General features: G+C 70.8%; 17 protein-coding genes and 1 tRNA gene. 14 read left to right on the forward strand and 4 right to left on the reverse strand.

Features of this window, described 5'->3' with window-relative positions:
- Positions 1–53 precede the first annotated feature (53 nt).
- The 3 genes from ACPEEZ_RS04540 to ACPEEZ_RS04550 are packed head-to-tail and all read left to right on the forward strand — an operon-like array spanning position 54 to position 3,309.
- Positions 54–1,457, forward strand: coding sequence for an ATP-binding cassette domain-containing protein (locus tag ACPEEZ_RS04540; RefSeq protein ID WP_423923253.1), 1,404 nt, complete (start codon positions 54–56; stop codon positions 1,455–1,457).
- Positions 1,433–2,998 carry an ABC transporter permease gene (locus ACPEEZ_RS04545; protein WP_423923255.1) on the forward strand — a complete coding sequence of 522 codons (1,566 nt, stop codon included), beginning with the start codon at positions 1,433–1,435 and terminating at the stop codon, positions 2,996–2,998. The genes ACPEEZ_RS04540 and ACPEEZ_RS04545 overlap by 25 nt, the downstream gene beginning before the upstream one ends.
- A 50-nt stretch (positions 2,999–3,048) precedes the next feature.
- Positions 3,049–3,309, forward strand: a complete 261-nt coding sequence (locus ACPEEZ_RS04550; RefSeq protein WP_423923257.1) for a DUF3039 domain-containing protein — start codon at positions 3,049–3,051, stop codon at positions 3,307–3,309.
- 41 nt (positions 3,310–3,350) lie between these two features.
- Here ACPEEZ_RS04550 and ACPEEZ_RS04555 read toward each other — a convergent pair whose 3' ends face one another.
- Entirely contained in the window at positions 3,351–4,640 is a 1,290-nt protein-coding gene (locus ACPEEZ_RS04555; RefSeq protein ID WP_423923259.1) for a nicotinate phosphoribosyltransferase, read from the reverse strand.
- A gap of 37 nt (positions 4,641–4,677) precedes the next feature.
- Here ACPEEZ_RS04555 and murI point away from each other — a divergent pair, with 37 nt between their 5' ends.
- From murI to ACPEEZ_RS04570, 3 genes are read left to right on the forward strand one after another with little or no spacing between them, the layout of a single operon-like run.
- On the forward strand, positions 4,678–5,529 hold the full coding sequence (gene murI / locus ACPEEZ_RS04560) for a glutamate racemase (protein ID WP_423923261.1): 852 nt from the start codon (positions 4,678–4,680) through the stop codon (positions 5,527–5,529).
- Positions 5,530–5,567: 38 nt separating this feature from the next.
- A complete protein-coding gene (gene rph, locus ACPEEZ_RS04565; protein WP_423923263.1) occupies positions 5,568–6,311 on the forward strand; it encodes a ribonuclease PH in 744 nt (247 codons plus the stop codon).
- Positions 6,308–6,949 carry a non-canonical purine NTP pyrophosphatase gene (locus tag ACPEEZ_RS04570; protein ID WP_423923265.1) on the forward strand — a complete coding sequence of 214 codons (642 nt, stop codon included), beginning with the start codon at positions 6,308–6,310 and terminating at the stop codon, positions 6,947–6,949. The genes rph and ACPEEZ_RS04570 overlap by 4 nt, the downstream gene beginning before the upstream one ends.
- Positions 6,950–6,954: 5 nt before the next feature.
- On the opposite strand, the gene ACPEEZ_RS04575 is transcribed toward ACPEEZ_RS04570, so the two are convergent.
- Complete coding sequence (locus tag ACPEEZ_RS04575; RefSeq protein WP_423923267.1) at positions 6,955–7,644, reverse strand: DedA family protein; 690 nt, start codon at positions 7,642–7,644, stop codon at positions 6,955–6,957.
- 169 nt (positions 7,645–7,813) lie between these two features.
- On the opposite strand from ACPEEZ_RS04575, the gene ACPEEZ_RS04580 reads away from it, so the two are divergent.
- Positions 7,814–7,895 (forward strand) — tRNA-Leu (locus ACPEEZ_RS04580).
- Here ACPEEZ_RS04580 and ACPEEZ_RS04585 read toward each other — a convergent pair.
- Positions 7,877–9,196, reverse strand: coding sequence for an MFS transporter (locus ACPEEZ_RS04585; RefSeq protein ID WP_423923269.1), 1,320 nt, complete (start codon positions 9,194–9,196; stop codon positions 7,877–7,879). The two genes, ACPEEZ_RS04580 and ACPEEZ_RS04585, sit on opposite strands and share 19 nt — an antisense overlap.
- A 41-nt stretch (positions 9,197–9,237) precedes the next feature.
- Here ACPEEZ_RS04585 and mnmA point away from each other — a divergent pair, with 41 nt between their 5' ends.
- The 3 genes from mnmA (at position 9,238) to ACPEEZ_RS04600 (ending at position 14,263) form a co-directional block, all read left to right on the forward strand.
- Positions 9,238–10,377, forward strand: coding sequence for a tRNA 2-thiouridine(34) synthase MnmA (mnmA, locus tag ACPEEZ_RS04590; RefSeq protein WP_423923271.1), 1,140 nt, complete (start codon positions 9,238–9,240; stop codon positions 10,375–10,377).
- Positions 10,378–10,385: 8 nt separating this feature from the next.
- Positions 10,386–12,695 carry an NAD-dependent DNA ligase LigA gene (gene ligA / locus ACPEEZ_RS04595; protein ID WP_423923273.1) on the forward strand — a complete coding sequence of 770 codons (2,310 nt, stop codon included), beginning with the start codon at positions 10,386–10,388 and terminating at the stop codon, positions 12,693–12,695.
- Between the two features lie 227 nt (positions 12,696–12,922).
- On the forward strand, positions 12,923–14,263 hold the full coding sequence (locus tag ACPEEZ_RS04600; RefSeq protein ID WP_423923275.1) for an alpha/beta hydrolase: 1,341 nt from the start codon (positions 12,923–12,925) through the stop codon (positions 14,261–14,263).
- Positions 14,264–14,266: 3 nt separating this feature from the next.
- On the opposite strand, the gene ACPEEZ_RS04605 is transcribed toward ACPEEZ_RS04600, so the two are convergent.
- On the reverse strand, positions 14,267–15,250 hold the full coding sequence (locus ACPEEZ_RS04605) for a DUF5937 family protein (protein ID WP_423923277.1): 984 nt from the start codon (positions 15,248–15,250) through the stop codon (positions 14,267–14,269).
- A gap of 55 nt (positions 15,251–15,305) precedes the next feature.
- Here ACPEEZ_RS04605 and ACPEEZ_RS04610 point away from each other — a divergent pair, with 55 nt between their 5' ends.
- The 4 genes from ACPEEZ_RS04610 to gatB are packed head-to-tail and all read left to right on the forward strand — an operon-like array spanning position 15,306 to position 19,938.
- Positions 15,306–16,550, forward strand: coding sequence for an MFS transporter (locus ACPEEZ_RS04610; RefSeq protein ID WP_423923279.1), 1,245 nt, complete (start codon positions 15,306–15,308; stop codon positions 16,548–16,550).
- A gap of 39 nt (positions 16,551–16,589) precedes the next feature.
- Complete coding sequence (gene gatC, locus ACPEEZ_RS04615) at positions 16,590–16,889, forward strand: Asp-tRNA(Asn)/Glu-tRNA(Gln) amidotransferase subunit GatC (protein WP_423923281.1); 300 nt, start codon at positions 16,590–16,592, stop codon at positions 16,887–16,889.
- A 2-nt stretch (positions 16,890–16,891) separates the two neighbouring features.
- Entirely contained in the window at positions 16,892–18,439 is a 1,548-nt protein-coding gene (gene gatA / locus ACPEEZ_RS04620; RefSeq protein WP_423923283.1) for an Asp-tRNA(Asn)/Glu-tRNA(Gln) amidotransferase subunit GatA, read from the forward strand.
- Positions 18,439–19,938: an Asp-tRNA(Asn)/Glu-tRNA(Gln) amidotransferase subunit GatB gene (gatB, locus tag ACPEEZ_RS04625; protein ID WP_423923285.1), complete on the forward strand. Its 1,500-nt coding sequence runs from the start codon at positions 18,439–18,441 to the stop codon at positions 19,936–19,938. The genes gatA and gatB overlap by 1 nt, the downstream gene beginning before the upstream one ends.
- Positions 19,939–19,958 lie beyond the last annotated feature (20 nt).

A 19,958-nucleotide genomic window follows, 5' to 3' on the forward strand; every position in this document is an offset into this window, starting at 1 on the left:
CCGATCACGCGACCGAGGTCCCACACGATCAGAATGACGTTCAGGGGGACGACGTGGACGACGAGCCGGAGGGTACCGACTCGGTGCCGTCGACGACCGCTCCGACAGACGAGGCGGGTGCATCGCGGACGGGGTCCTCGGCGCGCCCTGCCTCCCGGCCCAGCCGGGGTGGTGCCGGGCGCAGACCGTCCACCCGTACGGCGGCCGAGCGGTCCGCTGCCGCGAAGAAGGCCGCGGCGACGCGCGCCGCGAATGCCAGGGCCCGTGCCGAGGCTGCGGCTCGCGAGGCGGAGGCGGCAGCGCAGAGCGCCGTCGAGGCAGCCGAGGACGCCGAGGAGGCGGTGGCTCAGTCCGACGCGTCCGGGTCGGACGACCAGGTGGTCACCGAGCCGCGCGAGGACGAGCCGACGGGCGAGCCCGCCGACGAGCGCGACGACGCCGAGCAGGTATCGAAAGAGGACCCCGAGGTTCCGGCGGAATCCGACGCCCAGGGCGAGCCTGACGTCGAGGACGACGTCGAGGACGACGTCGAGGACGACGTCGAGACCGACGCGGAGCCCGAGACTCAGACTGAGACCGAGCCCGACGTCGAGCTCGAGACCGAGGCGGTCGAGACCGAGCCCGAGGTCGACGACCAGTCCGTCGCCCCGGCGGCCGGCACGGCCCTCGTCGCCAAGCAGGCACCGTCGGCCGACCGCCCCGTCGTGGTGTCGATCACGGGGTTGATGAAGCGCTACGGCAGCACCGTCGCCGTCGAGGGTGTCGACCTCGAGGTGCGTGCGGGCAGCCTGTACGGCATCGTCGGGCCGAACGGCGCCGGCAAGACGACCACCCTGTCCATCGCCACCGGGCTCCTGCGGCCCGATGCCGGTTCCGTGACGGTCCTCGGCGAGGACGTCTGGCAGAACCCCGCCGCGGCGAAGCGCGCGCTCGGCGTCCTGCCCGATCGGCTGCGCCTGTTCGACCGGCTCACGGGTGCACAGCTGCTCTACTACTCGGCGACGCTGCGAGGTCTCGACGGCGCGACGGCTCGCAAGCGCTCGGCCGACCTGGCCACGGCCTTCGGCCTGCACGACGCGCTCGACCGCCTGGTGAGCGACTACTCGGTCGGTATGACCAAGAAGATCGCCCTGGCCGCCGCCATCATCCACTCGCCGCGTGTCCTCGTCCTCGACGAGCCGTTCGAATCGGTCGACCCCGTGTCGGCCGCGACGGTCACCGAGGTGCTGCAGCGGTACGTCAACGGTGGCGGAACGGTGCTGCTGTCGAGTCACAGCATGGATCTGATCGAGCGCATCTGCGACAGCGTCGCAGTCATCGTCGACGGCCACGTCCTGGCGAGCGGCACCGTCGATCAGGTGCGTGCGGGGCGGTCGCTCGAACAGCGATTCATCGAGCTGGCCGGTGGCCGAGCGGTCACGGAGGGCATGGAATGGTTGCAGAGCTTCTCCGACTGAGACTGCAGACACTCGTCAACACGGTTCGCTTCGGGCCCAAACGACTCTTCACCGCGGTCATCGCGCTCCTGCTCGTCCTGGTCGCGTCGCTCGCGGTCGCCGGCATCGTGAGCAGCCTGCGCACCGCACCGCTCTCCGACGTGCGTGCCCTGCTGGTCGGGGGCGGATCGCTGCTGCTCGTCGGCTACCTCGTCGTGCCGTTCGCCACCGTCCGCCCGGCCTGGAGCGACCCGCGACGTCTGGCCCTGCTCGGCGTGCGCGAGTCGCACGCCGCCGTGGGGCTCGCCCTGGGCTCGGTGATCGGCCTCCCGGCCCTCGCCCTGCTCGTGCTGTCGACGGGGTACGTGCGCGCCTGGAACGGCGGCGGGGGAGTCGCCGCCATCGCGGTCGTCTCGGCCATCCTCGCGGGGCTCACCGCGCTCCTCCTCTCGCTCGTCGCCTCCACCGTCAACTCGGTCGTCCTCACCTCGAAGCGGTCCCGCGAGTTCCTGCTCGTGGGCGTCGTGGTCGTGGTGCTGCTCGCGATCCCCCTCGTCATCGACCTCGTCCGTGTCACGATCGCGGGGGCCCGTGGCACCGGTGTGATCGCCGACTCCCTGGCATGGACGCCGCTCGGGGCCGCTCTCGCCCTGCCGGGCCACGTCGCCGCGGGGGAGACGGGCCGGGTCGTGGCCGATCTGATCATCGCCGCGGCCACCCTGGTCGTGCTCTGGTTCGTCTGGCGGGCGCTCGTCTCGCGCGCGTTCATCGACCAGCCGCAGCCCGCCGTGCTGGACGAGCACGACGACCTCGGCTGGTTCGAGTTCGTGCGGGCGTCGCCGGCGGGTGCCGTCGCGGGGCGGAGCCTCACGTACTGGATCCGCGACGCGCGCTACCGAATGTCGCTGGTCATCATCCCGTTCCTGCCGCTGCTCGTGGTGCCGCTCGGCATCGCCGGGGTCAGCTGGCACTGGCTGGCCCTCGCGCCGCTGCCGATCATGTGCCTGATCCTCGGGTTCTTGCCGCACAACGACGTCGCCTACGACAGCACCGCCCTGTGGATGCACGTCGCGTCCAACACGTCCGGTCTGGCCGACCGCGTCGGCCGACTCGCGCCTCCTCTGCTCGTCGGCGTTCCTCTCGTGGTCGCCGGAGCGTTCGTCGCCACCTGGCTGCACGGCGACCCTGACGCCCTGCCGGTGGAGATCGGCGTCTCGGCCGGTCTGCTGCTCTCCGGTCTCGGTCTGTCGAGCGTGATGTCGGCGGCTCTGCCCTATGCCACGGTCAAGCCCCATGACGATCCGTTCCAGCAGCCGCAGTCCAACGGCGCCTCGGCCGGGTGGGCGCAGTCGGTCATGATCGGCGGCGCGCTGCTGGCGACCGTGCCGGCGTTGTGGTTCGGTATCCGCGGGTTGTTCTTCGACGACTCGACGGGCGCCCTGTGGTCGTTGCTGTCGGGTGTCGGCGTCGGCCTCGTGGTGCTCGTCGCGGGTGTCGCCATCGGTGCGCGGGTGTTCTCACGCCGGGCGCCCGAGCTGCTCGCGTTCACCCTGCGCAGCTGACGCTCGGCCGCGCGGCCGGAGCCGGTCCAGGGCGACGTACCATGGACGTCATGACCAACACGGAGACGGGCGGCGGCCTCGACGTCATGGACCGCGAGCTCGAGAAGCTCCTCAACGAGGAGAACATCGACCCGGGAGATCACGAGCGCTTCTCGCACTACGTGAAGAAGGACAAGATCATGGAGTCCGCCTTGAGCGGTAAGCCCGTGAAGGCTCTGTGTGGCAAGAAGTGGACGCCGGGTCGCGACCCCGAGAAGTTCCCGGTCTGCCCGACCTGCAAAGAGATCTACGAAAAGATGAAGGGCGAGTAGCCCGCTGCCCGGGCGTCGACGTTCGTCAGGTGACGCCTCTCTCACGCGTAGACGGTCGGCACGACCGGATCGCCGCGGCCGAGTCGGAAGGCATCGGCCGGTAGTTCTGACATTGCCTCCTGGCGGTGATCGCGGGCACGTTTCGTGCCCTCGGCCCCCAGGTAGGAGGGGTCGATCTCGCCGTCCGTGACGAGGGGGACGAGCAAGGGCCTCTCGCCCGCCCGGGTCTCGGTCGAACCCACGCGGATCAGCTCCGTCGTCGCGATGCCGCCGTCGAGCACGCGCACGGCGTGCTTGCGGCCGCCCACCGTCGCCTTCTCGGCCGACTTCTTGGCCACCGACACCCAGCCGCCGTCGTCGCCCCGACGGGCGACGAGCTTGAACACCATGCCGGCGGCGGGGTGACCCGAGCCCGAGACGACCGAGGTCCCGACACCGAAACTGTCCACCGGTGCCGCGCGGAGGGCCGCGATCGTGAACTCGTCGAGGTCGTTCGTCACCGTGATCCGGGTGCCGGTGGCGCCGAGCGAGTCGAGCTGGCGCCGTACCTGACCGACGAGCGACGGCAGGTCGCCGCTGTCGATACGCACGGCGCCGAGGCCTGTCCCGGCGACCCGGACGGCCGTCTCGACGGCGGTCGGGATGTCGTACGTGTCGATCAACAGCGTCGTGCCCGGCCCCAGGGTGTCGACCTGCGCCCGGAAGGCCTGCTCCTCGCTGTCGTGCAACAGGGTGAACGCGTGGGCTGCGGTCCCCATGGTCGGGATGCCCCAGGTGCGCCCTGCTTCCAGGTTGCTCGTGGCTCCGAAGCCCGCGATGTACGCGGCGCGCGCGGCCGCGACCGCACTCCGTTCACCCGTCCGACGCGAGCCCATCTCGGCCAGCGGGCGACCGTCGGCGGCCGACACCATGCGGGCCGCGGCACTGGCCACGGCCGAATCGTAGTTGAAGACGCTGAGCGCGAGCGTCTCGAGCAGCACGGCCTCCGCGAAGGACGCCTCGATGACGAGCAGTGGCGAGTTGGGCAGGTACACCTCGCCCTCGCGGTAGCCCCAGATGGACCCCGAGAAGCGGTAGTCGGCGAGCCAGTCGACGGTGGTGCCGTCGACGATGCGGTTGTCGCGCAACCAGGCCAACTCGGCCTCGCCGAAGCGGAAGTCGGCGAGCTGCTGCAAGAACCGGCCCGTGCCGGCGACGACACCGTAGCGGCGTCCCTCGGGCAGGCGTCGGGCGAAGACCTCGAACACGCTGTCGCGGTGGGCGGTGCCGGATCTCAGGGCCGCTTCGACCATGGTGATCTCGTAGCGGTCGGTCAGGAGTGCGCTGGTCACGGGTCCACCCTAGGCGTGCCCGGTAGACTGGCGCACCGTGACGGACGCACCCATCGGAGTCTTCGACAGCGGGGTCGGGGGGCTCACGGTGTCGCGGGCCATCATCGACCAGCTGCCTCGCGAGTCGATCCTGTACGTCGGTGACACCGCCCACTCGCCCTACGGGCCGAAGCCCATCGCACAGGTGCGCGAGTACGCGCTGGCCGTGATGGACGACCTCGTCGCCCAGGGGGTCAAGCTGCTCGTGATCGCCTGCAACACGGCTTCGGCCGCCGTCCTCCGCGATGCGCGCGAGCGATACACGCTCGGCAGCGGCATCCCGGTCGTCGAGGTCATCCAGCCCGCCGTCCGCGCGGCCGTGAAGCAGACACGGACCCGGCGCGTCGGCGTGATCGGCACGGAGGGCACGGTCAACTCGCGGGCCTACGAAGACGCCTTCGCCGCCGCCTCCGACCTCGAGCTGATCACGCAGGCCTGCCCGCGCTTCGTCGAGTTCGTCGAGGCCGGCGACACGAGCAGCCCCGAGCTGCGCCAGATCGCCGAGGATTATCTGGCGCCGCTCCGCGAGGCCCGCGTCGACACCCTCGTGCTCGGCTGCACGCACTACCCGCTCCTCTCGGCCGCGATCCAGTACGTCATGGGTGACGACGTCCGTCTCGTCTCGAGCGCCGAGGAGACGGCCAACGACGTCTACCGGACCCTGGTCAGTCACGGCCTCCAGCGCACCGCCTCCTCGGCCCCGACCTACGACTTCGAGGCGACGAGCGAAGACCAGGACTCCTTCCTCCGCTTGGCCAAGCGATTCCTGGGGCCCGAGGTCTCGCGCGTCAGCCACCTCGAGACCGGCACCATCGAACTCCCGATCCGTCACGCCACGCCCCGCGCGTAGCGACCACCGCCTCCCACTCCGACACCAGAGGACACGCCATGACCGACACCACGACCACCCCGCGCGCCGACGGCCGCACCGCCGACCAGCTCCGCACCGTCACCATCGAGAAGGGCTGGAGCACCCAGGCCGAGGGCAGCGCGCTCGTCTCGTTCGGCAACACCAAGGTGCTCTGCACCGCATCGTTCACGAACGGCGTGCCCCGCTGGCTGACCGGCAAGGGCAAGGGCTGGGTCACGGCCGAGTACTCGATGCTGCCCCGTTCGACCAACTCGCGTATGGACCGCGAGAGCGTCAAGGGCAAGATCGGCGGCCGAACGCACGAGATCTCCCGCCTCATCGGTCGCAGCCTCCGGGCGGTCGTCGACACCAAGGCCCTCGGCGAGAACACGATCGTGCTCGACTGCGACGTGCTGCAGGCCGACGGAGGCACGCGTACCGCCGCCATCACGGGCGCCTACGTCGCGCTCGCCGAGGCGATCGAATGGGGCCGCGAGAAGAAGTTCATCGGCCAGAAGGCGACGCCTCTGCGCGACAGCGTCTCGGCCGTGTCGGTCGGCATCATCGACGGTGTGCCGATGCTCGACCTCGCCTACGTCGAGGACGTCCGTGCCGAGACCGACATGAACGTCGTCGTCACGGGCAGCGGGTCGTTCGTCGAGGTGCAGGGCACGGCCGAGGGGGCGCCGTTCGACCGCGCCGAGCTCGACTCCCTGCTCGACCTCGCCCTCGGCGGTGCCGTCGACCTGTCGGCGATCCAGCGCGAGGTCCTCGGACGATGACCGACGGGGTCGCGGTGCGCGTCGTCATCGCCACGCACAACCAGGGCAAGATCGCCGAGCTGCGGAGAATTCTGGCCGAGACGGCACCCGACGTCGAGCTCGTGGCCTACGACGGCCCCGAGCCGGTCGAGGACGGCGACTCGTTCGCCGCCAACGCGCTGATCAAGGCACGCGCGGCCGCGGCCTACACCGGGCTCCCCGCCCTCGCCGACGACAGCGGTATCTCGGTGGATGCCCTCGGCGGTGCACCGGGCATCCATTCGGCCCGCTACGCAGGCACCCGCGACGACGACGACAACATCGATCTGCTCCTGAAGAACCTCGAGGGCGTGACCGACCGTCGGGCGCACTTCTCCTGCGCCGCCGCGCTCGTCGTCCCCCCGCCCGTGGGCGCCGTGGGCCCCGACGGGCCGCCCGAGGCCGCCGAAGACGCCGAGTTCGTCGAGTACGGCGAGTGGCAGGGCGACATCCTGGAGGCGCGGGTCGGCACGGGCGGGCACGGTTACGACCCGGTCTTCCGTCCCGAGGGCGGCTCCCGCAGCTCGGCCGAGCTGTCGCCCGACGAGAAGAACGCGGTCAGCCACCGCTCGCGGGCCTTCCGCGCGATCGCACCGCGGGTGGCGGCGCTCGGGCGCTGACCGCGCTAGAGCTGTGTCGGCGCGGTCGTCGTGTCGGTCTGCTCGGCCTTCTTGGCCTGGTGCACGCCGTGCAGGTAGTGGATCACGATCGGGATGACGGTGGCGAGCACGGCGCCGAGCAGGATGAGGTCGATGTAGCTGCTGACGAAGCGCGCGACCGGCGGGATGTGGCCGATGCCGAACCCGGCGAGCGTGACTCCGGCGCCCCAGACGAACGCGCCGATCGCGTTGAACAGCGAGTAGCGGCGGTAGCTCATGTGACCGACACCGGCCATGATCGGCGCGAAGGTGCGCACGACCGGCACGAACCGGGCGATGATCACGGCCATCGGCCCGAAGCGCTCGAAGAACGCGTTGGTGCGCTTCACGTTGGCGACGCTGAACAGCCCGCTCTCCTTGCGCTCGAAGATACGAGGCCCCACCTTGTGGCCGATCAGATAGCCGACCTCGCCCCCGGCGAAGGCCGCGATGCCGATCAGGATCGCGATCAGCCAGATGGGCAACCCGAGCGCACCCGGGTTCGTCGCGGCGAGGATGCCCGTGATGATCAACAGGGTGTCGCCGGGGAAGAGAAAGCCGACGAGCAGCCCGGTCTCGGCGAAGACGAGCAGGCAGACGCCGAGCACGGCCCAGGGGCCGAACGCCCCGAGGAGGAACTGGGGGTCCAGCCAAGAGATGGTGGCCAGGGGCAGCATGTCGTTCTCCGGTCGTCGGTCACTCGGCGCGGGTGCCGACGTCGTCCAGGGGCCTTTCGGCCCGCTGACAGGTGATGGGTCTCAGAGTAATCGACCCGAACCCTGCGCCGACCCGTGCATCTGCCGATAGCGGCACGGCAGGGAGCGGCTGGTTACACTCGTCTCTGCCGCGGGAGTGGTGAAATTGGCAGACACGCAGGATTTAGGTTCCTGTGCTTTCGAGCGTGAGGGTTCAAGTCCCTTCTCCCGCACGAGACGGAGCCACGGGCTCCCGGCCTCGACGTGGACGTCGCGTGTGCGGTGCATAGCGCGGCACGTAGCGGAGCAGGATGCCCGCGCCGATCAGCCCCAGCACGCCCATGACGCCACTCGCGAGGGCGATCGAGGCGAGGGCGCTGACCGCCGAGATCAACAGCGGGGCCGCCGCGCTGCCCGCGTCTCCCGTGAAGCGCCACGCGCCGAGGAAGGGCGCGGGGTTCGATGGTTCGGCCAGGTCGGCGCCGAGCGTCATGAGGATGCCGCTGCCCACGCCGTTGGCCAGGGACATGACCATCGCCACCCCGACGAACCAGCCCACCCGGGCATCGAGATCGTGGGTCAGAGAGAGCGCCAGGTACGAGAGGCCGAGACCGATCATGCAGGGCAGGGCGCTCCACAGGCGGCCGAACCGGTCCATGATCTGACCGCTCGTGTAGAACAACGCGAAGTCGATCGCGCCGGCCAGGCCGATCACGAGCGCGGTCTCGGACGCGCCGAGCCCGATGCTCACGGCCCAGAGCGGCAGCATGACCTGGCGCCCGGCCCGCATCGCCCCGATCAGGGCGGCGCCGCTGCCGAGCTTGACCAGCACGCCGCGGTACGACCACAGCGTGTGGAACAAGCCGTGCGCCTCGGCGGCGACCAGCGTGGCCCCCTCGGTCCCGACGGGTTCGGCGGCGGTTCCGGGTTGGGCGTCGGTGCCGGCGCTGGCGACGGCGGCCGACGGGTCGCGCACGAGGAGCAGCGTGATGGCGGCGCCGAGGCAGCCGGCGACGTGCAACCAGAACGCCGACTGCACCGATCCGGTGAGGTGGATGAGACCGGCCGACAACAGCGGCCCCACGAAGTAGCCGAGACGGAACACGCCGCCGAGGCTCGACAGGGCACGCGCCCGGATCTCCGGAGGCACGTAGCTGGTCATGAAGGCATGTCGCGCGAGCGCGAACACGGCCGTCGAGAGGCCGATCGCGAAGACGCCGACCGACAGGACGATCGGGTTCGGCGCGAGGACGCAGGTGATGAGGCCGGCGATGCTGAACAACGCCGCCGAGATCATCGCCGTGCGCTCGCCGATGCGGGACACCAGCCAGCCGCTCGGGATGTCTCCGATGAGTTCGCCGACGAGGATGAGCGCGGCGACGAAACCGGCGAAGGGGAGCGAGGCCCCCAACGACGTGGCGACGACCGGGATGATCGGGATGATCGCCCCCTCGCCGAGGGCGAACAAAGTGGCGGGGAGGAAGGCGGCCAGGGCGACGGACCGCAGGCTGAAGGCGGGAGCGGTCGAGGTCATGGCTCGATGAGCCTACGCCGGGCCGCGCCTACACTGGAGGGATGAAGGTTCTGGCGGCGATGAGCGGTGGTGTCGACTCGGCGGTTGCGGCGGCTCGCGCCGTCGAAGCGGGTCACGACGTGGTGGGCGTCCATCTGGCACTGAGCCGCATGCCCGGCACGCTGCGCACCGGCAGCCGGGGCTGCTGCACCATCGAGGACAGCATGGACGCGCAGCGCGCCGCGAACATGATCGGCATCCCCTACTACGTCTGGGACTTCTCCGAGCGCTTCAAACTCGACGTGGTCGACGACTTCGTCGCCGAGTACACCGCCGGCCGCACCCCGAACCCCTGTATGCGCTGCAACGAGCGCATCAAGTTCGCCGCGCTGCTCGAGAAGGCGCTGGCGCTCGGCTTCGACGCCGTGTGCACGGGGCACTACGCGACCATCGTCACCGACGACCAGGGCAACAAAGAGTTGCACCGCGCCTCCGCGTGGGCAAAGGACCAGAGCTACGTGCTCGGCGTGCTGACGGCCGAGCAGCTGGCGCACTCCATGTTCCCGCTCGGGGCGACGCCGTCCAAGGCCGAGGTCCGTGCCGAGGCGGCGGAGCGCGGCTTCAGCGTCGCGTCGAAGCCCGACAGCCACGACATCTGCTTCATCCCCGATGGCGACACCCGCGGCTGGCTCGCCGAGCGGGTCGGCGCCGAGACGGGCGAGATCCTCGACCGCTCCGGGTCGGTGATCGGCTCGCACGAGGGCGCCCACGCGTTCACCGTCGGCCAGCGCAAGGGGCTCAACATCGGGTTCCCCGCCGACGACGGCAAGCCCCGCTTCGTACTCGAGGTGCGCCCGGTCGACAACACGGTCGTGGTCGGCCCGAAGGAGGCGCTCGACATCGCCCAGATCGCGGGCTCCTCGTTCACGTGGGCCGGTCTCGCACCGGCCGACCCCGCGACCCCGTTCGAGTGCGACGTGCAGATCCGTGCGCACGCCGACCCCGTCCCGGCCATCGCGCGGGTGTCGGTGGTCGAGGGTAAGACTGAACTCGTGATCACACCCCACGAGCCGTTGAACGGCGTCGCCCCCGGGCAGACCGCCGTCGTCTACGTCGGCACACGCGTCCTCGGCCAGTGCACCATCGACCGCACGATCAGCGCCGTCCCGGTGCCGGCCGCGGCGGTCTCCACCCCCGCGTAGGCAGCGACATGACCGACAGTGCCGTCCCGGCCGAGCTGAGCTCGGCACGAGACGAGGCCGAGGCGCTCACGTCGCGCATCCTCGAGCTGCGCGATCAGTACTACGAGGGCAACGCCTCGACCGTGTCCGACGGCGACTACGACGCGATGGTCCACCGCCTCGACGCCCTCGAGCGGCAGCACCCCGAGCTGCAGAAGCCCGACAGCCCCACCCAGACGGTCGGCGGTCGTGCCGAGACGACGCAGTTCGCCCCGGTCGAGCACGCCGAGCGCATGCTCAGTCTCGACAACGTCTTCAGCGCGGAGGAGCTCGCCGAGTGGGCGGGCAAGGTGCAGCGCGACGCGGGGTCCGAGCGGGTCCGGTTCTTGACCGAGCTGAAGATCGACGGCCTGGCCATCAACCTGCGGTACGAGAACGGTCTGCTCGTCACGGCGGCGACGCGCGGCGACGGTGTCGTCGGCGAGGACGTGACCGGCAACGTCCTCACGATGGGTACCATCCCCGAGCGCCTCTCGGGCACCGGTCACCCGCCGATCGTCGAGGTCCGCGGCGAGATCTTCTTCCCCGTCGCCGAATTCGACGCGTTGAACGCCCAGCAGCGCGAGGCGGTCGAGCGCGTGTTCGCCAACCCGCGCAACGCGGCGGCCGGCTCGCTCCGGCAGAAAGAAGAGGGCAAGAGCCCGGAGAAGAAGGCGCTGATGGTCGCGCGCCTGAAGCGTCTCCGCATGCTCGTGCACGGCATCGGAGCATGGCCCGTCCGCGAGCTCGAGCGTGACACCGACGTCCGGTCGCAGTCCGAGATCTACGGTCTGCTCGGCTCCTGGGGGTTGCCGATCTCGACGCACTTCGAGGTCTTCGACGCGATCGACGACGTGCAGGCGTTCATCACCCGGTACGGGGAACGTCGCGCGAGTGTCGAGCACCAGATCGACGGCATCGTCATCAAGGTCGACGACCTCGGGCTGCACGAAGAGCTCGGCGCCACGAGTCGGGCCCCGCGTTGGGCGACCGCGTTCAAGTACCCGCCCGAAGAGGTCAACACCACGCTGCTCGACATCGTGGTGAGCGTGGGCCGCACCGGCCGCGCGACACCGTTCGCCGTCATGGAGAAGGTCGAGGTCGCCGGCAGCGAGGTGCGTCAGGCGACCCTGCACAACCAACAGGTCGTCAAGGCCAAGGGCGTCCTGATCGGCGACACCGTCGTTCTGCGGAAGGCGGGCGACGTCATCCCCGAGGTGCTCGGGCCCGTCGTCGAGCTCCGCGACGGCAGCGAGCGCGAGTTCGTCATGCCGACGAACTGCCCCGAGTGCGGCACCGAGCTCGCACCCGCCAAAGAGGGCGACATCGACCTCCGGTGCCCGAACGCCAAGAGCTGCCCCGCCCAGGTCCGCGGCCGGGTCGAGCACATCGCGTCGCGAGGCTCGCTCGACGTCGAGGGTCTCGGCGAGGTCGCCGCCGCCGCGCTGACGCAGCCCGTCTACCCCGAGCAGCCGCCGCTCGCGACCGAGGCGGGTCTGTTCGACCTCACGGTGGCCGATCTCTTCCCGATCCGCGTGATCGTGCGCGACTCCGAGACGGGTATGCCGAAGCTCACCGACGACGGAGCGCCGAAAGAGGTGTCGCCGTTCCAGCGCCGTCGCGCGAAACGCGACGGCGACCTCGACCCCGAGGCGACCGAGTTCTCGGGAGACGTCGCGAGTGTGCCGTCGAAGACGGCCCTCGAGGTCATCTCGAACCTCGACAAGGCGAAGACGAGCCCGCTCTGGCGCATCCTCGTCGGCCTCAGCATCCGGCACGTCGGGCCGGTCGCCGCCCGGGCTCTCGCGAACCACTTCGGCTCGCTCGACGCGATCCGCTCGGCGTCCCGCGACGACCTCGCCGCCGTCGACGGCGTGGGAGGCATCATCGCCGACGCGCTGCTCGCCTGGTTCGACGTCGACTGGCACGTCGAGATCATCGACCGCTGGACGGCCGCCGGCGTGCAGTTCACGACACCCGGGCATCCGGGGCCGGGTGCCGCCGAGGCCGCCGGGGGAGTCCTCGCGGGGCTCACCGTGGTCGCGACCGGCAGCCTCGAGGGGTTCACCCGCGAGGGCGCCCAACAGGCGATCCTCGCGGCGGGCGGCAAGGCCGGCAACAGCGTCAGCAAGAAGACCGACTACGTCGCCGCCGGTCCCGGTGCGGGCTCGAAACTCACGAAGGCCGAGCAACTCGGGGTACGGATCATCGATGCAGCCGAATTCGCACTGCTCGTCACCGAGGGTCCGCAAGCGTTGGATGACCCCAGTGTGGGGGGTACCGAACCGCGGGAGTCCTGAGTTTCCTGGCCTGCACGGGGTCGTGCCTCTTACTATGTGAGCACGTACCGTCCCCGGCTGTAGGGCGCTCGGGGTACAGGTGCGTACGAGGGGACTAACCCGACGTGCTGTTCCTCGCCGCCGCCGTGCTTTCTGCCTCGGTCCACCTCCTGGGAGTGGCCGGGGCCCCAGCCGTACCCGCAGAGCCGGTTTTCACGTCCGTCACATCCCCGGCGGAGTCGTCGGTCGTGACCGCCGCCGCCGTCCGCGCCCCGGCCACGACGGAGTCTCCCCGCGCGGAGTCGAGCCCGAACCGGGTCACGGACCTCGGCGATTGCCGGCACTGGGACTCGGCCGCCTTCTCGGCCGAGTCGTGCCTCGACCAGCTGGCCCGCGCCTCCTCCGATCGTGTCGAGGCCTTCGCCGGATCGCTCGATGCGGACGGCGACGACGCGTCCGCGCTCTGCGACGCCCTCACCGACGAGGGTGATGCGGCCGACGCCGCGTCGTGGTGGGCCTCCCTGGACGAGCTCCGTCGGGTCGAGCTCGTCACCGATCTGCCGGGCGTCATCGGCAACATCGAGGGTGTGCCGTATGCGGTCCGCGACGGCGCCAACCGGATCTTCCTCGCGACGGCGACCGACGACCTCCGCGACCGGATCGCGACGGGGCGCGACGGGGCGCAGGGTGACGACACCAGTCGACTCGCCATGCTCGACCAGGTGCAGGCGGCACTCGGCGATCGGACGACGGGGGACGCCGCGCGGCATCTCGTGGCGCTCGACACCGTGATGCCGGGGCGGGCAGCCATCAGCGTGGGCGATCTCGACACCGCGGACGACGTCAACGTGCTCGTTCCGGGCATGCTCTTCGCGGTGACGGGCCAGATGGTCGACTGGACGAGTACGGCGGGTTCGCTGTACGACGAACAGCAGCGGTTCGTCGTCGGCCTGTCGGTCGATCGCGGCAGCCGTCTCGCCACGACGGCGACGGTGGCGTGGATGGGCTACCGGACACCCGACCTGATGAACTTCTTCACCCTCGATCTCGCGCACCGGGGGGCCGTGCGGCTCGAGCACGCGGTGCTCGGGCTCGACGCGGTCCGGGCGACCCACCCGGCCCGGGTCACCGTGATGGCGCATTCGTACGGGTCGACGACGGCCACCATCGCTCTCTCCTCCGGTCGCATCACCGTCGACTCCCTCGTGCTGCTGGGGTCGCCCGGCTCCATCACCGCCGACGCGGCCGATCTCTCGGTGCGCGGGCACGACGTCTACGCGGCCGCCGGCAGCTTCGACCCGGTCGCGGGCAGCGGCTTCTTCGGCGTCGACCCGGGTTCCGCAGCCTTCGGAGCCGTCCTGCTGCACACCGGGGGAGGCCGCGACACCCTGACCGGGCAGGCCCTGGGCGCCGCCCTGGGGCACAACGACTACTTCAGACCCGGCACGGAGTCGATGAAGAACCTCGCCCTCATCGGCCTCGGGCGGGGCGACCTCGTTGACGACGACCAGCGCACCCCGGGTGACCACGGGCCGGAGGCGCCGAGCCTCGCCCTCGTCCGGCCGCAAGACCTTTACCTGGCCGACTGAGCCTCACCCGGCCGGGGTGAGCGCCGTCTGCGCGACCAGCGCCTCGGCGACGTCCGTGCGCGAGTAGAGCACGCTGCGTCCGACCCGGTGCGACGTCAGCAGCCCCGCGGCGCGGAGGGCGCGCAGGTGCTGGCCCACGGCCGATGCCGTCACGCCGATCGAGAGGGCGAGTGCCGTCGTCGAGGACGGCTCGTCGAGGGCGAGCAGGAGGCGCGTGCGGGCTTCTCCGAAGACGGTCGACAGCGCGCGCGGCGCGACGGGTGCCGCGCGCTGCCACAGGGCCCCGACGCCGCGGCACGGATACATGATCGTGGGAGGCGCGTCGTCCTCGATCGGGACCGAGCCTCCCCGGGTGAAGAACGACGGGACGAGGGTCAGGCCCGACCCTCGGGTCTCGACCCGGCGTTCGGGTGACGCCGCGGCGAGCCGGATCGACACGACGGAGCCTCGCAGGCGCACCTTCTCGCTGAGACCCGCGAACATGCCGGCCAGGCCCGCGTTCGAGATCTCCCGGGCACGGAAGACGATGTCGGCCTCGAGCCGGGCCCGCATGAGCGGCCAGAACGGCTCGAAGCACAGACGCCAGTAGGTGGAGAGCGCCTCGACGACCCGGTCTCGGGCGGCACGCGGGTCGCCGGCCAGCGCCGGGGGCGGCGTGCCGCCGTGCAGTGCCGCGATATCGCGCGCGACGACCGTCGGGTCGAGCCGCGCGACGGCGGCGAGCTCGTCGGCGATGTCGACGAGGGGCGATGCGGGCGACGGGGTGAGGAAGTCGAGCGTCCAGAGGCGCCCGTCGACGCAGGCGCGCAGGGCGTCGTCGTCGAGGAGGCCGCGCACGGAGTCGACGTGCCGCAACCAGGGCAGATGGAAGGGGAACCGGCCCGGGTCGTCGAACGAGCGCAGGCTGAGCGTCATCTCGGTCAGCGGGCTGATGCCGAACCGCACGTACGAGAGGTCGGTCCCGTCGAGGACGTAGCGCAGCACCATGAAGCCCCACGCTACATCTCTGGTACCGGCGCGGCGATCCCGGCAGAGTCGGTCCGTGACGACGACCTCGCTGATGACCCGAACCGTGCACCGTCTCCGCGGCGGCGACCCTGTCCTCCGCGGGTTGCTCGTGGCGACGCTCGTCAGCACCGTCGGCCGCGGCATGTTCTTCACGCTCTCGGTGATCTTCTTCACCCGGGTCGTCGGGCTGTCGGCGCTGTCCGTGGGGGCCGGGCTGACGGCGGCCGGGGCCGTGGGCGTCGTGGCCTCGTTCGCCGGCGGCTACCTGGCCGACGCGTTCGGTGCCAAGCGGCTCATGATCGTCGGCACGGCGGTGATGGGTGCGGGGCTCGTCGGTTACGCGTTCGTCGGCGGCCTCGTCTGGTACGTCGTCGTGGCCTGCATCGTGGTGGGCAGTCAGAACGCCGCCTCCTCGGCCCGATCGGCGCTGCTGGCGCGGGCCTTCGAGGGGCCGAAGCGTGTCGGAGCCCGGGCGAGCATGCGCGTCGTCACGAACATCGGCATCGGACTCGGCACGGCCGTCGCGGGTGTCGCGCTCGTCATCGACGACGAGTCGTTCTATCGGGGCGCCCTCGTCGTCGGCGGTGTCACCTATCTGGCGAGCCTCGTCTGGCTCGTCCGACTGCCCTACGTCGACCCCGCCACGGCGCCGCGCGTCGTCGGCGAGAGGGCTCCGGGGCGGTCTCCGCTGCGCGATCGCCGCTACCTCGCGATCACCGTCCTCGGCGCGGTGACGACGATGCAGTTCGGGCTCTTCGAAGTCGGTGTGCCCGTGTGGGTCTCGCAGCACACGGCGGCGCCGACGGCGATCGTGTCGGTGCTGCTGTTGATGAACACGGCGATCGTGATCGCCCTGCAGATCCCGTTGTCGCGGGGGACTCGCGACGTCGGAGGCGCGGGTCGGGCGAGTCTCGTCGGCGGCGCCTTGATGGTGGTCGCCTGTGCCCTCTGGGCCGCCGCCGCGATCGGCCAGCCCGTCATCGCCGTCGTCGTACTGCTCGCGGCCGCCGCCTCCCACTCGTTGGCCGAGGTGTATCTCGCCGCCGGTGGCTGGGGTCTCGGCTTCGAGCTCGCCGACCCCGAGCGGGCGGGTGCGTACCAGGGCGTCTACGGAACCGGCGCCGCGATCGGGGCGATGCTCGCCCCCGTCGTCGTCACCCAGACGGCCATCGGGTTGGGTAGCCCTGGATGGGTGCTGCTCGCCTCGATGTTCTTCGCGGCCGCCCTCGGGCTGTGGATCGTCGCACGCCGGGCCTCCCGTGTCGGTGCGGCCCCGTAGAATCGAGCGACACCCCAGCCGAACACGTGACGGAGCCGCATGTCTGAAATCACGCGCGAGCAGGTGGAGCACCTCGCAGGTCTCGCCCGTATCGCCCTCACCCCCGACGAGATCGACAAGATGACCGGCGAGCTCGGCGCCATCGTGGACAACGTCGCCAAGGTGTCCGAGGTCGCGACGGCCGACGTCCCCGCGACCAGCCACCCGATCCCGCTCGAGAACGTGTTCCGTCCCGACGTCGTCGGCGAGACGCTGACGGCCGAGCAGGCGCTCTCGGGCGCCCCCGACCACGACGGGTCGCGATTCAAGGTCAGCGCGATCCTGGGAGAAGAGCAGTAGCCATGACAGACGCAGCACTCATCCGTCTCACGGCGGCCGAACTCGGCGACAAGCTCGCCGCGGGCGACGTGTCCGCCGTCGAGGTCGCCAAGGCTCACCTCGATCGCATCGAGGCCGTCGACGGCGACGTCCACGCCTTCCTGTACATCAGCGACACCGCCCTCGACGCGGCGGCCGCGATCGACCGACGCCGCGCCTCCGGCGAATCCCTCGGGGCGCTGGCCGGTGTGCCCATCGCCGTGAAAGACGTGCTCTGCACGCTCGACATGCCGTCGACGTCGGGCAGCAAGATCCTCGAGGGCTGGGTGCCGCCGTACGACGCCACCGTCGTCTCGCGCCTCCGCGCCGCCGACCTCGTGCTGCTCGGCAAGACGAACATGGACGAGTTCGCCATGGGCTCGTCCACCGAGTTCTCGGCCTACGGCCCGACCCACAACCCGTGGGACCTCGACCGCATCCCCGGCGGCTCGGGCGGCGGCTCGGCCGCAGCTGTCGCCGCGTTCGAGGCGCCCCTCGCCCTCGGCAGCGACACGGGCGGCTCGATCCGTCAGCCCGGCGCCGTCACCGGCACGGTCGGCGTCAAGCCGACGTACGGCGGCGTCAGCCGCTACGGAGCCATCGCACTCGCGAGCTCGCTCGACCAGGTCGGCCCCGTCAGCCGCACCGTGCTCGACTCCGCGCTGCTGCACGACGTCATCAAGGGGCACGACCCTCGCGACTCGACCTCGCTGCGCGACGAGTGGCCCTCGTTCGCCGAGGCGGCTCGCTCCGGGCTCGCCGGGGGAGCCCTGCAGGGCGTCCGCGTCGGTGTCGTGCGCGAGCTCAACGGCGAGGGGTTCCAGGCCGGCGTCAAGGCGCGGTTCGCCGAGGCCCTCGAACTGATGGCTAACGCTGGTGCCGAGATCGTCGAGATCGACGCGCCGAGCTTCGAGTACGCGATCAGCGCCTACTACCTCATCCTGCCGGCCGAGGCGTCGAGCAACCTGGCCAAGTTCGACTCCGTCCGCTTCGGTCTGCGCGTGCAGCCCGAGGGTGGCGGAACGGTCGAAGACGTGATGGCCGCGACCCGCGAGGCCGGTTTCGGCCCCGAGGTGAAGCGACGCATCATCCTCGGCACATACGCGCTCAGCGCGGGGTACTACGACGCGTACTACGGCAGCGCGCAAAAGGTGCGCACGCTCGTGCAGCGCGACTTCGCGAAGGCGTTCGACCAGGTCGACGTCCTCGTCTCGCCGTCCGCGCCGACCACGGCCTTCCGCTTCGGCGAGAAGCTCGACGACCCGCTGTCGATGTACCTCAACGACCTCACCACCATTCCGGCCAACCTCGCCGGCATCCCGGGTATCTCGGTCCCGATGGGGCTCGCCGCCGAAGACGGCCTGCCGACGGGGCTGCAGTTGATGGCCCCGGCCCGCGCCGACGCCCGCCTCTACACCTACGGTGCCGCGGTCGAGCAGCTGCTCGAGCAGAGCTGGGGTCACACCCTCATCTCGCGCGCCCCCGACCTCAGCACCACCGAACAGACCGCCGCGACCGAGGGAGTCATCTGATGGCCCGCGCAGACCTGATGGACTACGACGAGGCCCTCGAGCGTTTCGAGGTCGTGCTCGGCTTCGAGGTCCACGTCGAACTCGCCACCAAGACCAAGATGTTCTCCGACGCCCCGAACTTCTTCGGCGGCGCCCCGAACACGAACGTCACCCCGGTCGACCTCGGTCTGCCCGGGTCGCTGCCCGTCGTCAACGAGCAGGCCGTGAAGTACTCGATCAGCCTCGGGCTCGCGCTCGGCTGCTCGATCGCCGAGAGCTCGCGGTTCGCTCGGAAGAACTACTTCTACCCCGACAACCCCAAGAACTACCAGGTCAGCCAGTTCGACGAGCCGATCGCGTTCGAGGGCGAGGTCGAGGTCGAACTGCCCGACGGCACCGTGTTCCTCGTCCCGATCGAGCGCGCCCACATGGAGGAGGACGCGGGCAAGCTGACCCATGTCGGGGGCTCGACCGGGCGTATCCAGGGCGCCGAGTACTCGCTCGTCGACTACAACCGCGCGGGTATCCCGCTCGTCGAGATCGTGACGAAGCCCATCATCGGCGCGGGCGCCCTCGGGCCCGAGCTCGGCGCGGCCTACGTCTCGACGATCCGCGACATCGTGCGTGCGCTCGGCGTCAGCGAGGCCCGGATGGAGCGCGGCAACCTGCGGTGCGACGCCAACGTGTCGCTCCGCCCGCACGGCCAGGAGAAGCTCGGCACCCGCACCGAGACCAAGAACGTGAACTCGTTCCGGTCGGTCGAGCGCGCGGTGCGCTACGAGATCCAGCGCCAGGCGGCGATCCTCGCCGGTGGCGGCACGATCACGCAGGAGACCCGGCACTGGCACGAGGACACGGGTCGCACCTCGGCCGGTCGCCCGAAGAGCGACGCCGACGACTACCGGTACTTCCCCGAACCCGACCTGCTGCCCGTCGTGCCGTCGCGCGAGCTGGTCGACGAGCTGCGCCGGGCCCTGCCCGAGGCTCCCGTGGCGCTCCGTCGTCGCCTGAAGGCCGAATGGGGCTTCGCCGACCTGGAGTTCCAGGACGTCGTCAACGCCGGTCTGCTCACCGAGATCGTCGAGACGACGAAGGCAGGCGCGTCGCCACAGGCGGCCCGCAAGTGGTGGACGGGCGAGATCGCCCGTCTCGCGAACGCCTCGGACGTCGAGCCGTCGAGCCTCGCGTCGCCGCAGCACGTCAGCGAACTGATCGCCCTGGTCGAGAACGGCGACCTGACCGATCGTCTCGCGCGCCAGGTGCTCGAGGGCGTCGTGGCCGGCGAGGGCACACCCGCGCAGGTCGTCGAGTCCCGCGGCCTCAAGGTCGTGTCCGACGATGGTGCCCTGATCGAGGCCATCGATGCGGCTCTCGCGCAGCAGCCCGATGTGCTCGAGAAGATCCGCGACGGCAAGGTCCAGGCCGCCGGTGCCGTGATCGGCGCCGTCATGAAGGCGATGAAGGGCCAGGCCGACGCGGCTCGCGTCCGCGAGCTCGTCCTCGAGCGGGCACAGGCCTGATCGACCTCTCGAGGGCGGTG

This window comes from Frigoribacterium sp. 2-23 (assembly GCF_049601585.1).
In the GTDB taxonomy this organism is placed as follows: Bacteria; Actinomycetota; Actinomycetes; order Actinomycetales; family Microbacteriaceae; genus Frigoribacterium.